Below are 14,570 nucleotides of genomic sequence, written 5' to 3' on the forward strand. Positions count from 1 at the left end.
GTGCCTGCACTTGATACTGATTGAGCCTTCTCCCCAGCCCAGCGGTTGCCCGCTAAGCTGGAAGGCGACCAAGCACTACAAGGGAGAAGACTCAATGAACTTTTACCATAGCACCCACCGACATTATTGTGGAATCGACCTGCACGCCCGCAGTCCGTATGTCTGCATCATCGATCAGCAGGAGGAGGTGTTGCTGCATAAGGAAATCGAAGCCCGTCCGGAACCGTTACTGGCGTTGCTCAAACCTTCCCGCGATGCCCTTGTCGTTGGCGTCGAGTACTGATTCCTTCAAGATCGCGATGCTCATGCGCGGTGGTAATTTCCCACTGGCTTACGTCTATCCCAAGGAAATGCGGGCCACCCGCGATCTATTGCGCCGCCGCACCCGCATTATCCGGCATGGGGCCATGCTCAAGGCCCACGCAGTGAACACTTTGGGCCGATACGATCTGCCGACCAGCAAAGCCAACAGTTAGTTACAACCCGTTGAGGACAAGCCTGGATGGCTCGCCCTATCAATCATTGCCGTATCTTCAAAAAAAGAGTATCGACAGTTGCGGTATTGAAGCCGTCGGTCGGGATTGTGATTTCAAGAAAAAAGCGGACGGTTGTAACGCCAAGATTTGCAGATGCTGACAGAATCGAAGCGCGTGTTAACAATCTGCAACAGCGTCTGGTTCTGTCTCAGAGTTCCAATCACGCGTCGTCCTCGTGCATTTGGCCTTCCACCAGCTGCATTAGCTCCACCTGTTTCTTGTCATGGCGAGCCAGACGGTAACTGCCATCGAGCATCTCCACCAAAAACAAATAGTCGCCGATGTTTGCCTGCAAGGCCTCAATGACCTCCTCGGGAAGGACAACGCCAGCGTGGCCATCGATGTCAAAAATTTCCAGCTCTATCATGGTTGTTCCCCTCTCGGAATGCACAGGGCTACATCTCTCAGATTAGTACAAAAATACCTCACTGACGGTTCTTCGGCATGTAAGGTACCTAACGCAGAGGGCACCGGTGGCCTTTACAGAGCGAAGCGGCGTAAAGGGCATCCGTGTGACGCGAATTGATACTGATTGAGCCTTCTCCCCAGCCCAGCGGTTGCCCGCTAAGCTGGAAGGCGACCAAGCACTACAAGGGAGAAGACTCAATGAACTTTTACCATAGCACCCACCGTCATTATTGTGGAATCGATCTGCACGCCCGCAGCCTTTATGTCTGTATCCTCAATCAGGCCGGTGAGGTGTTGCTACACAAGGAGATTAAGGCCCAGCCATAACCGCTACTGGCGCTGCTCGATCCCTTCCGAGATGATCTGGTCATTGGCGTCGAATGCATGCACTGCTGGTACTGGGTGTCAGATTTGTGCGAAGAGCAAAGCATCCACTTCATTCTGGGCCACGCCCTCTACATGAAAGCGATCCACGGCGGTAAAACCAAGAACGACCGCATCGACTCCTTCAAGATTGCCATGCTGATGCGCGGTGGTAACTTCCCTCTGGCATATGTGTATCCCAAGGCCATGCGCGCAACCCGCGATCTGCTCAGACGACGAACCCGGATCGTTCAGCACGGGGCCATGCTGAAGGCCCATGTAGTGAACACCACCAGCCAGTACAACCTGCCGCCGAACCGGGTCAACTTGAAGAATCTCAATGCTCGTACCCAACTGCACAACACCTTTGAGCAACCGGAGGTGCAGCGCAACGTTGATCTGGATCTGGCCATCCTCCACTTCTACCATCAGGAACTCAGCAAGCTGGAATGGCACCTGGAGCAACAAGCCAAACAGCACGATCCCACGTCACTCAGTGTGCTACGCACCATTCCCGGTGTTGGGCGCATTCTGGCACTGACCATCCTGTATGAGATTGGCGATATCGAACGCTTCGAATCCGTGCAGAAATTTGCCTCCTACGCCCGGCTCATCAAGTGCAAAGCCGAATCTGCAGGGAAAAGCTACGGCACCCAGGGCAACAAAATCGGTAATGCCCATCTGAAGTGGGCCTTCTCAGAAGCGGCGGTGCTCTTTCTGCGGAACAACGACAAGGCCCAGCGCTACCTGCAAAAACTTCAGAGACGCATGAACAAGGCTAAAGCGCTGTCCGCGTTGGCCCACAAACTCGGCCGTGCCACCTATTTCATGCTCAAGCATCGGAGGGTCTTCGATGAACAACGATTCCTGACAGGTTAGTCACGCCACGGGCGTGAGCATGATGCCTAACTGGATCAGCAAGGATGATACTAAAAGCCGGAGGTCTGCTGACTGGCACTCGATGCCAAGCCGGTTTTATATCACCGCCGTTGAAGCCAGCGCGACTTGATTAGCCACCCCGTGTGCGTGCCTTAATACCATGAGCCAGTGCGCTTACACCGGCCCTGAGCCTGAACCTAACTGGAGCCCTGCAGCCCGTCGTTTGAATAGTGCCAGTGACCGGTTAACCGATGAATGTCTGGTGCCCCTGACCCACCGATGGAACGACCGGTCAGGCCGTGGCCTAAAGCCACCTAAGAGAGCCCCTATATGTGTTTGCTGTAAGTGCCTGACAGCCCTACGAGACTGACGAAGCAGGCGTTCTCGCTCATGGGTTTAGATTGGCCGCTGGCGCGGCCAAAAAAACGACTATTGCCTATTGATTCCGAGAAGGCTCATATGGGTTATGTGGCACGTAAACGATTCCGTCGGACTACTCCTCGTGACTTCGCGTAAAGTCGTCAACTTCATCGTATACGGTCACGGAAATCCGCTCACCTATCTCCCGCATCCCCTTCATCTCGGAGGGATTGTCCGCCACCCAAAAGGCCTTCCAGTTCTCTACTGAATCCCACTTTGCCACTGTCAGAATTTCAGTTGGATCCTCTGGACTACGAAGCATGAAACTACCCAATGCTCCGGCCATAGTCTCATGTATATGATTCGTGGTGCGGCTCCACACCTCTTGGAAATTTGCGAAGTCTTCTTCCCTTACTTTCCAGCGGTAAACTACTCGAATCACCTTACCCCCTTCTCACATAAGGCTTGCAGCATGCGCGCCCTTGGAATGGAGCCGAAGGCGCAATGTAATGGGCGTCGCCGTGCCTGCACTGGTTAATGGCCGGTTACCCGACGGTTTATCCCTGACATCCCGACTCGAATGCCTACTCCTAAATAGCTTGCACCTAACCTAGTCCATGGCGCGAGGAACCAGAACACGAAGCGCTCAGATTTTGCAGTGTTTTGCGGGGAGAAGAGTTGAACGGTGGTAAACATTTGAAAGCAACTCCCTGCTTTACTACCTGAATGCTTCCGAGGCCTTGGCCCATTAACGCTGATGATAACCGGCGCCGGAGCGCAGCGGAGGGACCAAAAGCGGTACGCTTTTGGCGTCCGGTTGACCGCTTGGTTATGCGAGTTAGCGCCGTAGTGAAAATTGGGATATAAACCGACCAAGCTCTTCTCCGGGTATCGGTATGAATGAGGTAGTATCTTTCGCCAATTCCGCCCTCCTGAGCAACCTATGATTGCCATCAATAACCCACTCGTAGTCATCAATCACAGCGACTAAAAGAGGCTGATTTAATCTCGAATCGCTAATTTGAGATAGGGCTTCATGGTTGATGAAGTCGTTCCTGTTGCACTCAAGCAGCCTGCTGGTTTCGCACTCATGGATCTGGTACTGGCCTGGATTATTGTTGATTTCCTCGATAAGAGCCGCTACGTCTACTTGAACACCAAATACCTGAAGGACAGAAACTTCATCGGCTACGCCTGTTTCGAGAATCATGACCTGTCCATGTTTAGCGCATAACGCCCGCAACACCGGACAATTTGTAGCGCAGCGAAAAATTGTTCCGAGTGCTTGCGATTGTTATATTTTTGCTTGAATGTCGACAGAGCCAACACCCCAACCCCCACCATCTTGTTGATTAAAAACCAAGTTCGTCTTGGTGAGGAATGAACTATCTGTGCCCATCCATTTAGCTAGCGTTGCTTTCTCATCAGATAGCTGTATATCTTTCTTTGCAACTTCACTTTGAAGGATCTCTTGTATAATGCCAGCTGAAAAATCAGCCAAGCTGAGTAAGTCGGTTGTTCCGGCATCCTTTTCGAATGGCTTTGCAAACCCATATATTTCGTACAGATTGTCGCTATACATTGCTAGGCAGTGCCCAAATATGTTCTGTGTGTGGCTGAAATCCCGCCTTTTCCCATCTACATTTATTGAATCGTGATCGCATAACCACAATATCTTTTGACCTGAGAAAGCAACGAGTGACATAAATATGCTAATTGCATGACATACCCGAAGTACTTTTTCTGACTCCTTGCCTTTCCATTCGCCCAAGTCGTTCTTTCGGAATATCTCTACAATTTGATCGTGGGCCTCTTTTTTATCAAGCCCAAAAAGACTCGGGATTCTCTGATCCACAGAAATGGTAATCAAGGCACCGTGAATGAAACTGTCAGCAAGTCTAAGAAATTCCTCCAGTGACCTAGATATTGGGCCATAGCTTAGATCTTTAAAGCCAAACTCTTTCCACGGATCGTTTAGTCCGTGTTTGACCCTCAACTCTTTGGCTTTCTCTTCAAAAACAACTCTTTTGTCAGCGGAGCAAATCAAAAAGGAGTATGTAGAAAAGTCTGCACCTTTGTGCTCTCCGCCAAAATCTGAAAGGATAAAAAGTCCTTTGTCTTCAGAAAAATTAGGAAGGGAGGCAAGCTTCTCAGCTTCTTTTGCAAGCAGTCGCCCATACAAAGGATGCTCTTCCGTTAATTTAGGAACCTTGAAGGGACCACGTTTAATTACGCTCATGCTTCCTCTAAAATATAACGAGGCTGTAGAAAAACCCGATTCCGAGTCGTTCCCAGCGCCTGATTCCTAAAATTTTTGTAGCGGCCACCAGCTAGTCGATTATCGACATTCCGATGATCAGCCATCAGTTTCGGCCCTTGACGGTCTCAGTGTCGGTATTGCTGACTTCCAGCAGCCCCATTTCCGGCCCTTCTGGTCCCTGATCAAGCGGCTAACCGCCCGTAATTCGCCAGCTTCTCAATATTGTGCACCAGGCAGTATAGCTGCCACTGGCCCTGCACCTTCTTCTTGCCTCGCAAGCTGAAGCGGTTCAGTCGCTTCGTCGTACCGATATTGCCGAATACCGGCTCAACAACCGACATACGGTGACTGTAAATCTCTTTGCCCTGACGGCTGTCGACGCGTTGCTTCATCCAATCGGTGTAAGTGGGCCCGCGCTTTAACTCCAGAGTGTAGGAGACTTGCCGTCCTTTGCCTTTGCGATGGTTGGCGGAGTCCGGGTTCTGCATGCATTGGTGTTTCCTGGAACACTGCCGACACTGGAGTAGCCGGCCCTGAAAATGAGCCCGAGACATACCATTCTGATCGGTTCTCGTGCCCTCGTAGTGCAAGGATTCACCGGTTGGACAGATGCAGGTCATGGTCACAGGATCAAACTGGAATTCACTGGCCGGGATGGTCTTCTTCCAGCCGGTATCCGGCAGGTTTTGATGTCGCTTGCCGTACTTCTCTTTCTGGTTCTGGAACTTCGGGTCCCGGCTGCGGAATCGGTTGTCCGGTACGTAGCCGTTGATCTGCCGTTCGTGCAGGTATTTCATGTTGGCTTCGTTGGCGAAGCCGGTGTCGGCGGTGACAACCGTGCCTTGTTGGTAGATGCTCTCGGCGATACCCAGCTTCTTGAAGCGGGCCTCGACGGTTTCCAGCACCGGTTGCAAGGTGTGGTGTTCCTGGCCTTCGCCGAAGGCCTGGGCGTCAATGATGATCTGGTGTTTCTTGTCCACCGTGGCCACACCGTTGTAGCCCTGGATCGTGCCCTTGCTGGTCGTCATCTTGGCGCTTTCGTTATCGGTGATGTTGCTCTTCACTTCCTTGTTCCGCTTCCCCCGGCCCATCCTTGGCCGGTTCGTCTTTAGGAAGCGGTCCACTTTCTTCAGGGATTCGTCCAGGGAGAGGACCGTCTTTGCCCGGCGGATGTCCCGGTCCAGTTCGGCTTCGGTTTCCGCCTCGTCCCGCTCATGGTGCTCCTTCAAGTGGTGGCGGATCAGTCGTCGCAACTTCTTCCGTTTCTCTTCCAGTTCCTTGAACGTGCCGGACCATTCCTTGGCGGCATTCGAGGGCATCTTGCAGCCGTCGATGGCGAAGAGTTCGTTGCCTAGAAGACCCTGTTCATGGCAAACCAGCAGCACCTGCTCGAACAGCTCTTCAATTTCCTCGGCATGGCTACTGACGAACTTCGCCAGGGTGGTGAAGTGCGGAACGGTATCGCAGGACAGAGCCTTGAAGATGATGTTGGTCTCGCAGCACCACTGCATCTCGCGGCTGGAGGTGATGCCTTTGGAGTAAGCGAACAGGATGATCTTGAGCAGGATGGCCGGGTCGTAGGCCAAGCGGCCGGTGTCTTCGTTGCGGTATTTGGGATGGAAAACCGACAGGTCCAGCTTGTGCTCGATCAGGTAGTGCACCGCGTGTTCGAAGGTGCCGGGTTGAAGCTGTTCCTGGTAGTTGATCACGACCATGGCGCTCTGGTCGTAGTTGTAATGCTTGAAGCGGGGCATGCCGACGACTCCTTGTCCGTTTGCCTGATCCTACCAAACCGGAGCGGGGATTTCGGGGTTTTTCTACAGCCTCAACGCCAATATTCAGCGGCGGCCTTTGCGTAGCGAAGTGGAGAAAAGGCCGTCCGGTGGAGGCCCGTCAGGGCCGGAACGTACTGGAATGACTGGTTATGTGGTTGTGCGCTCATTGAACAAAATTCTGTTTGAAAACGGATCTACCACTTCGAACACCCTATCACCCCAAGGTGCCGTCGTAATCTCTGGCCGAGAATACCTGTAACCTCGTGAAGCAATTTCGCGATGTAGGGCTTCAAGCTCATCAGTATTCACGAACGTTTTGGAACCGGGAGTACAATCTCCAGAGTGTTCACTGAGGTGGAAGACCAGTTCACCTCTCGAGACTTGCATATAGATAGGGAAGCCCGGCTCAAAGCGATGCTCCCAATCGAGCGACATACCGAGGAAATCCAGGTAGAACTCCTTGGCCTTAGCCTCATCGAAGATTCGGATGATTGGAATGGCTTGAAATTGCATCCATGCTCTCCTTACACATAACGCGAATATTAAGCGGCGCCCGACTAGGGCGTCCAGTGGACGGCCGCCAGGCCGGTAACGAACTTGAATGCCTGGTTAGAAAAGCCTATCCGCCAAAATTGGCGGCTGACTGGATCAGCGTGGCAGAATTTTGAACGCTCCATAAGACCATTTCCGAGAACACTTTCCGAAGCTCATCTCGTGCACTGTCCTTAGCCGCGCCAGTAACAATATTTTTGGCAGCATCCAGCAATCGGCGTTCTCTTCCTGGCGCCGACCTAATTGCTTCCAGCCCCTTGGCGGTTAAACAAACGTTTTGAAATTTACCACCACGGTAGCTGTCGAAGGTGATGAAGCCTGTATTCGCCAGCCATCGAATAGTGGGTTCGGCCAGCGCTGCGGGGCTTTTATGCCGGAGATATGCGTTGATTTGGCCCGTTTCTTCCAAAGGTTGTTCAACCTCATCCCAATAATCGTCTCCAAGCTCCAGCGCCAACCCTGTTGGATCGACAGTCTTTGGGAGCGGGAAGTATTCGTACAGCTCTGCGAACAGTAGTCCGGATAAGGCTTCAAATATCTCGATATTTTTCATACATACCGTCCGATGGCTTTCTAACGCCCGCGTTACGGGTTGGTTTGGAGCGCAGCGTAAAACCAGTCTCCCAGTACACGCATTTGTTATGCCATTCTCATAAGCCGTAGTACTTTTTAGCTGCTTCCGTGATGACAGCTGTGGCAACTGAAACACCTGCTTTCCATGTACCATCCGCCGCCTTCTTAATATTTGACGCGATCCAACTCTTTGCTTTTTGTCCGAACGGCTCCACCTCACCCTCTGGCTCTTCTTTCTCTAGAATCGCGGCGAGCGATGCTGCATCCTCTTCTGCTATTCCAGATTCTGCGAGCTGCCTTACAAATGACGCAGAGTCACGCTCGTTAACATTTACCAAAACGGTTGATCTGTGACCTCCCGCCACGGCCGTAGCTACGTTTCCATAAATAATCTGCTGTGAGATTTGTTGAACCTTCTCCGAGTTGGTGTCAGTGGTTTTTGAGGCCCCAAAAGATACGTCTGCAGCCGCGGGAATTGACTTTTCTAGCTCCAAAGTCAGTTCAAGAATACGGCCGCGGACCGCCTGTTGAATTTCGGTTAACGAATTTCTTGAGATTGTTCCGCTCACAGAATTGCAGGCGTAATCCTCGTAGACTTTCCCTTGTAGTAATAGAATCAGATTAGAGGCATCTATACCCAAAGATCCGCTTTCAGCGCTACCTCTTACTAGCTCTTCGACTCCAGCAATACTTTCCCTGATTTCGAAGCTCACCCAGCTGTCTCCGGCAAATTGCTTGATAAGGTAGGCGGGAATTGGGGCATTTTTTATTCCAGATCCAAAGGGTCCCGAAAAGGTACCTTTGTAACTAACGCCAACTATTCGATATGAAGGTACTTCTACATCCTTGGGATAACCCTCTGATTCATGCTTAACCCACTCTTCGAGTACATCGCTCCCCAGTCTAGAAGCTAGGAATCTGAGTTTAAGAAGAATCGACCCTAACTCGGCTCCTTCTTGAACGACGGTTTCTTGAATCTCATGCAGTAAAGGCACCCTAAATTCCTCTAGATGGTTTTTCGGTTGCTGAAGGAGTAACGCCCCACCAAGCGGCGGATAATAGTTGGCTAAAACTGTGAACGCAGCCAACTGTTATACGTCCTACCTGATTGGCTTTTATTATTTTGCGGCATAAATTTACTACTGACTTGAACTAAAGTTACTAATTATTTCCGAATCAGATTTTTCCTTACCTTCTTCTAATGAATAGTTAAAGCTTACTTGAGGGTCACCTGATAGTTTAGAGTATAGAAATGGTCTTAATATTCTAGTCTTATTGTCATTATACTGGCTTCGATTCTTCTTATTCGAATTCCTCTTAGCTGAAAAACAGTAAATTTTTCTTGGATCCTGACTATCGCTCTTTGATAAAGATTCGACCATAACAACGTCTATTTCTTGACTTCTGTGCAAACCTGCTGATAGGGGGATAAATCCAGAGAAATACTCATAAAATTGATTCAAAATATCACGCAAATTTTCTGACCACTCAATACCAAAATATTTTCTGAGTTCTTGAGCAGAAATAAGGAGCTGAGTTGTATTAGCTGGCACAACTAAGTTTTCAGAAATATTATTCTTTTTTAAGAACTCGAGTTCTAAAAGTGCATACTCTGGTCTGTCGGCATCATTATCATCGTATAATTTGGCCAGGACAATATAGTCTATCGCTTTAAACTTGAACGGAAACGCATCGATCACCCAACCGTTACTTTCCATGTCTTTTTTTAGTGTTCTGAGATTTTCCAATACGTTCATATCGTTACCATTTAAAATCTACAAAAGTTATTGGCATTACAATCCAAATTTCTTTAACTGTAAAGATAAGATAATGTGAAAAGGCTTGTTTCTCAGGGGCGAATTTAATCGAAAAATATAACGCTGAGCACAGTGGCGTCCGGCGGCCATCGGCCGCGTACTGCTGCGCCTGGTTATGAATTTGCACTACAACCACCGGCCTTCACCACACGTTGCGTTGACGCCGGATATTTACCAAGCAGTGATGCAGGTCGAATGGGACGGGGCGAAAAATTGCCACCGCAGTTGGGACACTGATTAGCCAAAACACCAGATGCACAGGATTTGCAGAATGTGCATTCAAATGTGCAGATGACAGCCTCGAGAGAGTCAGGTGGCAAATCCTTGTCACAGCACTCGCAATTCGGTCTCAACTCGAGCATAGAATTCTCCCTGCTGATTCATAACGCCAGCCAGCATGCGCGGCTACGGAATGGAGGCGAAGCCGCAATGCAGCCGGCGTCGCGTGCCTGGCCTTGTTATGCATTTGGGAGCCTTCCGCCATTCCCGTCGGCCTCTTCCAAAAGCTCTTTTACCCTAATAATTTCGGTGACGATGGGTTCCATTTCGTGGTCAATGTCTAGAAGACGAAAAACACCAACGTCAGTGAAGAAAGCACGAAATAGATGACCTGGCACACCATCATCGGTTGGTTTTGGACCAACATACTCTGGAATTACGACTCCTACGATACCTTCCGATAGATAGCGATCAAGGCGCTCGTCAAAGTGTTCAATAGCGTTCCTGAGATCACGTGAATAAAGAGGATTTTCTTCATCGATATTTAACGAACCACGTAGATGAGCGCCACGTTCCCCGTGCCCTTTTCGGACTGGCCAGAAATAGCGCGATAATGCTGCTCCATGAACAATAATATTCTGAAGGTCATTTAGTATGGCTTGAGTAAGGGACCGCTCGAGACCATCTTCCATTGCGTTTTCTGGAAGATTATCAAAGGCACGAGAAATGCGTACGATTGAGCGAAAAGCCGACTGAGCATTGAACAACATGCCATGGATATAGAAAGCCTCATAAGGTGGCCAGATCCGGCCGTCTACCACTGCCATCAATGTTCCCCTTGTGCAAAACGCTGAGCTAAGCGGCGCCCTGACAAGGGCGTCCGGTGGACCGCCGATAGGCCGGGAACAGACTTAAGCGACTGGTTATGAGTCGCTGTGATTGCGCCAACCTTTTGATTTTACTATATTGCATTCCGCACCTCGGTGCCATATTCCCCTAAAAAAGGGGACTCAACTAAGGAGGTACATTTTGGCCAAATTTTTGAGATCCCCATCATTGAACCAGACGGAGCGAGGTTTGGCTTGTAGCTGATGGGGAGTACTGACGTAAGGGAGTAGCTGGTGGATCTACGCGGCGGAAGGAAACCGGCTCAACATGCATTGACGAATGTGTGCTGACTACCGGCGGAAACAACCCGCGGTGAATTCAGTTGCCAGACTAGATTGCTACAAGTAAACGCCTACCTTCACCGGTGTATGAATACTAATTCGAGGTCTAGTCGCCCCTTACTCTATTTCCGGCTCCATCAATCAACTCATAACGCCTGCGTAAACGGCGGTTTTTGCGCAGCGAAGCGGAGCAAAAGCCGTCCGGTGGAGGGCCTTCAGGCCCGGAACGTATTTGACGCACTTGTTAGCTGGGGGTATCGATGAAGACCAATCCCTGGCTAACAGCTCGACGGCATACTCCGCTGCCCTGGCACCGCAATACGCTGATGCACTTTTACCAAATCACCGCCGTTGATGCGCTGAATGAACCTGAACATCAAAGTAGCAGAGCGCGACCGAATTTTCGGTGGACTGCCCCACAAGGTGAACACCTAGAATCGTTTCAATACCGGTGACAGACCGAACTACCAAACAGCACGCGGACTATGCCGGCCAAGGCGCTTAGCCACCCAAAAGACCGAAGCACTACCAGCTAACGCCGCTCAGCACGCGCGGCTACGAAATGGAGGCGAAGCCGCAATGTAGTAGACGTCGCCGTGACTGGCCTTGTTAGATGATTTTCACTTGAAAGCAAGATTACCGCCTTTACCCTTGTGCTACTCATCCGCAAGAAATGGGTTGTTCTTTGGTTCGCGGCCCTTATGACGCAAACAGGCAGACCGAAGTATTTCCGCCTTTGTTTCGTTGGTGACATCGGTAAGGCTATTCAAGTAATCGACGGCTTGGCCTTTTCTCTTCCAGGCCGCCAATGCACCTTCAATGTATTGATTCTTAAGGACTGAATCATTATGTGCGTTTGCGCTCTCAACCGCTTTAGAAAGCTCCGCAATTTGTTTTGAGGCTTCCACTTCTTGGCTTTGCAGACTCTTCAAATAGTATCGATGCGTCATGAACCATGAAAAGAGCGCAGACAGTGCGACTAACAACAAATCGTATAGTGTCGGGTTCATCTTTCACCTAACGCTGAGCTTAGCGGCGACCTTGTAATGGAGGCGAAGCCGCAATGAAAAGGGCGTCCGGCGGCCAACGGCCGCGTACTACAGCGACTTGTTAACAGATGCCCAGCTTCCCAATAAGGTCACCGAATCCCCAGATCAATGTACCGCAAATAGATACGGCAATACCGATGAGGACTTTGTTGCCCGTTTTTCTTGATGTCTCGTCGGTTATCCGAGACTTCCCATGTTCATCTCTGCTGGCAAAGCCGAACGCTGATGCGTGAGATAAATACACCCCTTGATCAAATACGGGCGAGCTTACGAGGAGTAGCCCAGCAACAGTGATCACTGAACCAAACCGTGAGAACCAAGTCCAGTCACAACCTCGCTGTGAAAGGTAAATACCGATCAATGCTGAAGTGGTAGCTAGGATCAGGACAAAAACTGAACTGCCGAATGGCTTTATAAACCTGTCCAGCACATGAACGTCATGGTGACTGATGCCCAAATCTACTCCCTACTGTTAACGCAGAGCTTTGCGGCAATTTTGGAGCCGCGAAGCGGTGGAAAAATTGTCCGCCAACAGCGTCTTGTTAGGCATTGTTCGGCTCACATAAATCGTGTTCTTTGAATAAAATAGCCAACTTTTCGAAAGATACCTGATAGCTGACATCGCCGTTATCCAACAGCGCTCGGACATTATCTATGAAGTCCCATAACACTCGCCTCCAGCTAAAAGAGCTGTGATTCAATGAATCCTGAAGAATCAGCGTAGAGGTCAAAATAGTGTTCGAGATTACCGTGATCTGCGAGGGAAACGTAGGCGATGGCTGAAGCTTTGTAATGGTGTAAAAGTCTTGCTCACCATCATTGGCCATAGGATGGACGTGACTTGAGGCATAGTCGTAGCCGTATTTGTAAAGAAATTCCATTCCCATGTCTTTAGCGACATCTTCCGCCCTCGGGCGCCGCCACTTAGGCTTGTTTTTTTCGAGAGCTTTGATGCGTGCCTTTTTCTCCTCACTAATTTCATATACCCAGCCGACAGCCTGATCCTTGAAGAGGGCATCGCTTTTTACACGGTTTTGGCTCTTGAATTGTTCGAAAAACGACCAGTCATCGAAAGCTTGAAAGTCGTCATTCACTCCGAGGCTGTGTAAATGAAACATTCTATCGACCAAGGCTCGATGTATAACCCAGGAATTTTGAGTGTCACCGTTATCCCAAAGAGAAAAAACGCTTTTAAGCGTCATGGCTGAGCGGGCAACGAAGTTCCTGATAATTACATTCTTAGTGTCACAGTCGTGTTTGGCGAATGAGAAAAGCACCATTCCACTGACCGCATAGAGTGCATCTGCGGCAGCTCGGTACACCTCAATGGTTTGATACTGCTTCTCAGCCATGCTTTTGCCTAACGCCAGCAATAAACGGCGCCCTGACAAGGGCGTCCGGTGGAGGCCGAAGGCCGGAACGAATTTAATTGCCTTGTTAAGCGCTGCACTACAAGCCACGCTCAATGGCCTGCTTTACCACCGGAGCCACGGTTTCCGGCGTGATTCCACGATCGCTGCAATACTTGGTCTGCAGCCAGACAGATAAAGGCTTCTGGCCTTTACTCGCATTGCAACCGCAGCAGCAAAGGGCAATATTTTCCCGAGTAATGATGCTGGCATCGTTGATGATGTGCTCCCAACTAGCCGCAGACTTTCTCGATACTTTCACAGAGGTAAACTCATTGCCGCAATAGACGCATACCGTATCGCGCGCTCGGATCTCTTTTTCGAGCCAGTCCGGAATGTTCCAATTATTTGCCATTGCTCGTGCTTACCTTTTACCGCTTAACGCGAAGCTAAGCGGCGCCCTGACAAGGGCGTCCGGTGGACGGCCGTCAGGCCGGGAACAGACTTAAGCGACTTGTTATAAGCCAAAGTGCACCCCTAGAGAGTTGGCTGCCACGAACGCGCCAACACCAAAAAGACCATAGGACGAGAGCACAACAACTATATTGAAACAATTTATCGAATGGCCAACTTTCACCCAATCACTAGAGAAAGCTAGTTGTGACAAATAGGTCGTGCCTGCAGCCAACGCCGCGCAGAGCACGCCTAAGCAGAAAATGAAAATTGAAGTTGTAAGGCTGCCCGCGACAACTTCCGAAGTTTGCGTTTCCCAAATTTTTCCAGTGAAAGCTAGCAACGCAACAGCTGCGCCACCGTTTACCACCATGCTTGATCTAAGAGCGGACTGCCCAGTAGTGATGACTGACCGAAACATTGCTAATGAGTGTGCAGTTTGATTATTGGCGTACGCAATATTTCGGTCGTTCGCTGCGTTGAACTTGGCCAGCTCGGCTTCCTGGTTTAGCGACTTGTAATATGTATCGTTCTCGACGTCTTTATCAAAAAGCTTGAGGTAGTTTTCCATAGCCTCAATGGAGACGGTGGAATGGCCCTGCTCCTTTGTTTGGCTCAGTGCGAGCCGTATTTCTTTAAGAACTTCACTTGCTTTCATCTAGCACCATGTTCAATTGGCTTATAACGCTCAGCTTAGCGGCGCCTTTGTAATGAAGGCGAAGCCGCAATGAAAAAGGCGTCCGGCGGCCATCGGCCGCGTACTACAGCGACTAGTTAGAAGCCGGTTCACCCGATGGTTTTCGATCCG

At 50.1% G+C, this 14,570-nt stretch carries 16 protein-coding genes and 2 pseudogenes; 3 read left to right on the forward strand and 15 right to left on the reverse strand.

The genetic code is table 11. The annotated features are described in order from the left end of the window. Positions 1-94: 94 nt before the first annotated feature. Positions 95-470: pseudogene (locus tag FCS96_RS20265) on the forward strand (IS110 family transposase); the annotation flags it as partial. 226 nt (positions 471-696) lie between these two features. Here the strand turns inward: FCS96_RS20265 and FCS96_RS18350 are convergent. Beyond that, the gene (locus FCS96_RS18350; protein ID WP_138441802.1) at positions 697-903 is read right to left on the reverse strand and encodes a hypothetical protein; all 207 of its coding nucleotides are present in this window, start codon (positions 901-903) and stop codon (positions 697-699) included. Between the two features lie 239 nt (positions 904-1,142). Here FCS96_RS18350 and FCS96_RS18355 point away from each other — a divergent pair. Further along, a pseudogene (locus tag FCS96_RS18355) lies at positions 1,143-2,186 on the forward strand (IS110 family RNA-guided transposase). Positions 2,187-2,679: 493 nt separating this feature from the next. Here FCS96_RS18355 and FCS96_RS18360 read toward each other — a convergent pair. Then, positions 2,680-2,988, reverse strand: coding sequence for an antibiotic biosynthesis monooxygenase family protein (locus FCS96_RS18360; RefSeq protein ID WP_138441803.1), 309 nt, complete (start codon positions 2,986-2,988; stop codon positions 2,680-2,682). A gap of 594 nt (positions 2,989-3,582) precedes the next feature. Between FCS96_RS18360 and FCS96_RS18365 the strand changes: the two genes are divergently transcribed. After that, positions 3,583-3,780 carry a hypothetical protein gene (locus FCS96_RS18365; RefSeq protein ID WP_138441804.1) on the forward strand — a complete coding sequence of 66 codons (198 nt, stop codon included), beginning with the start codon at positions 3,583-3,585 and terminating at the stop codon, positions 3,778-3,780. Between the two features lie 60 nt (positions 3,781-3,840). Here FCS96_RS18365 and FCS96_RS18370 read toward each other — a convergent pair whose 3' ends face one another. From FCS96_RS18370 to FCS96_RS18430, 13 genes are all read right to left on the reverse strand, one after another. Next, entirely contained in the window at positions 3,841-4,785 is a 945-nt protein-coding gene (locus tag FCS96_RS18370) for a hypothetical protein (protein ID WP_138441805.1), read from the reverse strand. A 203-nt stretch (positions 4,786-4,988) separates the two neighbouring features. Then, entirely contained in the window at positions 4,989-6,560 is a 1,572-nt protein-coding gene (locus tag FCS96_RS18375) for a transposase (protein ID WP_138441806.1), read from the reverse strand. A gap of 168 nt (positions 6,561-6,728) precedes the next feature. After that, entirely contained in the window at positions 6,729-7,094 is a 366-nt protein-coding gene (locus tag FCS96_RS18380; RefSeq protein WP_138441807.1) for a glyoxalase superfamily protein, read from the reverse strand. 106 nt (positions 7,095-7,200) lie between these two features. Then, positions 7,201-7,686 (reverse strand): hypothetical protein, encoded by a 486-nt coding sequence (locus FCS96_RS18385; RefSeq protein WP_138441808.1) that lies wholly within the window; start codon positions 7,684-7,686, stop codon positions 7,201-7,203. Positions 7,687-7,783: 97 nt separating this feature from the next. Further along, complete coding sequence (locus tag FCS96_RS18390) at positions 7,784-8,794, reverse strand: AbiTii domain-containing protein (protein WP_212747107.1); 1,011 nt, start codon at positions 8,792-8,794, stop codon at positions 7,784-7,786. Positions 8,795-8,845: 51 nt separating this feature from the next. Beyond that, on the reverse strand, positions 8,846-9,463 hold the full coding sequence (locus tag FCS96_RS18395; RefSeq protein WP_138441809.1) for a DUF6037 family protein: 618 nt from the start codon (positions 9,461-9,463) through the stop codon (positions 8,846-8,848). A gap of 173 nt (positions 9,464-9,636) precedes the next feature. After that, positions 9,637-9,885, reverse strand: a complete 249-nt coding sequence (locus tag FCS96_RS18400) for a DUF1272 domain-containing protein (RefSeq protein WP_138441810.1) — start codon at positions 9,883-9,885, stop codon at positions 9,637-9,639. Between the two features lie 96 nt (positions 9,886-9,981). After that, positions 9,982-10,569 carry a hypothetical protein gene (locus tag FCS96_RS18405; RefSeq protein WP_212747108.1) on the reverse strand — a complete coding sequence of 196 codons (588 nt, stop codon included), beginning with the start codon at positions 10,567-10,569 and terminating at the stop codon, positions 9,982-9,984. Positions 10,570-11,567: 998 nt separating this feature from the next. Then, entirely contained in the window at positions 11,568-11,921 is a 354-nt protein-coding gene (locus FCS96_RS18410) for a hypothetical protein (RefSeq protein ID WP_138441811.1), read from the reverse strand. A 100-nt stretch (positions 11,922-12,021) separates the two neighbouring features. Next, positions 12,022-12,417, reverse strand: a complete 396-nt coding sequence (locus FCS96_RS18415) for a hypothetical protein (protein WP_138441812.1) — start codon at positions 12,415-12,417, stop codon at positions 12,022-12,024. Between the two features lie 85 nt (positions 12,418-12,502). Then, complete coding sequence (locus FCS96_RS18420; protein WP_138441813.1) at positions 12,503-13,312, reverse strand: DUF5677 domain-containing protein; 810 nt, start codon at positions 13,310-13,312, stop codon at positions 12,503-12,505. Between the two features lie 97 nt (positions 13,313-13,409). Then, positions 13,410-13,724: an HNH endonuclease gene (locus FCS96_RS18425; RefSeq protein ID WP_138441814.1), complete on the reverse strand. Its 315-nt coding sequence runs from the start codon at positions 13,722-13,724 to the stop codon at positions 13,410-13,412. A 102-nt stretch (positions 13,725-13,826) separates the two neighbouring features. Continuing rightward, positions 13,827-14,420 (reverse strand): hypothetical protein, encoded by a 594-nt coding sequence (locus FCS96_RS18430; RefSeq protein ID WP_138441815.1) that lies wholly within the window; start codon positions 14,418-14,420, stop codon positions 13,827-13,829. Between the last annotated feature and the right edge of the window lie 150 nt (positions 14,421-14,570).

The sequence above is a fragment of the Marinobacter alexandrii genome (assembly GCF_005871205.1).
Classification (GTDB): Bacteria; Pseudomonadota; Gammaproteobacteria; order Pseudomonadales; family Oleiphilaceae; genus Marinobacter; species Marinobacter alexandrii.

Excerpts from the sequence above, each read along its gene's own strand:
- FCS96_RS18350 (WP_138441802.1), bottom strand. The coding sequence starts at position 903 with ATGATAGAGCTGGAAATTTTTGACATCGATGGCCACGCTGGCGTTGTC.
- FCS96_RS18365 (WP_138441804.1), top strand. The coding sequence starts at position 3,583 with ATGGTTGATGAAGTCGTTCCTGTTGCACTCAAGCAGCCTGCTGGTTTC.
- FCS96_RS18370 (WP_138441805.1), bottom strand. The coding sequence starts at position 4,785 with ATGAGCGTAATTAAACGTGGTCCCTTCAAGGTTCCTAAATTAACGGAA.
- FCS96_RS18375 (WP_138441806.1), bottom strand. The coding sequence starts at position 6,560 with ATGCCCCGCTTCAAGCATTACAACTACGACCAGAGCGCCATGGTCGTG.
- FCS96_RS18380 (WP_138441807.1), bottom strand. The coding sequence starts at position 7,094 with ATGCAATTTCAAGCCATTCCAATCATCCGAATCTTCGATGAGGCTAAG.
- FCS96_RS18385 (WP_138441808.1), bottom strand. The coding sequence starts at position 7,686 with ATGAAAAATATCGAGATATTTGAAGCCTTATCCGGACTACTGTTCGCA.
- FCS96_RS18395 (WP_138441809.1), bottom strand. The coding sequence starts at position 9,463 with ATGAACGTATTGGAAAATCTCAGAACACTAAAAAAAGACATGGAAAGT.
- FCS96_RS18400 (WP_138441810.1), bottom strand. The coding sequence starts at position 9,885 with ATGCTCGAGTTGAGACCGAATTGCGAGTGCTGTGACAAGGATTTGCCA.
- FCS96_RS18405 (WP_212747108.1), bottom strand. The coding sequence starts at position 10,569 with ATGGCAGTGGTAGACGGCCGGATCTGGCCACCTTATGAGGCTTTCTAT.
- FCS96_RS18410 (WP_138441811.1), bottom strand. The coding sequence starts at position 11,921 with ATGAACCCGACACTATACGATTTGTTGTTAGTCGCACTGTCTGCGCTC.
- FCS96_RS18420 (WP_138441813.1), bottom strand. The coding sequence starts at position 13,312 with ATGGCTGAGAAGCAGTATCAAACCATTGAGGTGTACCGAGCTGCCGCA.
- FCS96_RS18425 (WP_138441814.1), bottom strand. The coding sequence starts at position 13,724 with ATGGCAAATAATTGGAACATTCCGGACTGGCTCGAAAAAGAGATCCGA.
- FCS96_RS18430 (WP_138441815.1), bottom strand. The coding sequence starts at position 14,420 with ATGAAAGCAAGTGAAGTTCTTAAAGAAATACGGCTCGCACTGAGCCAA.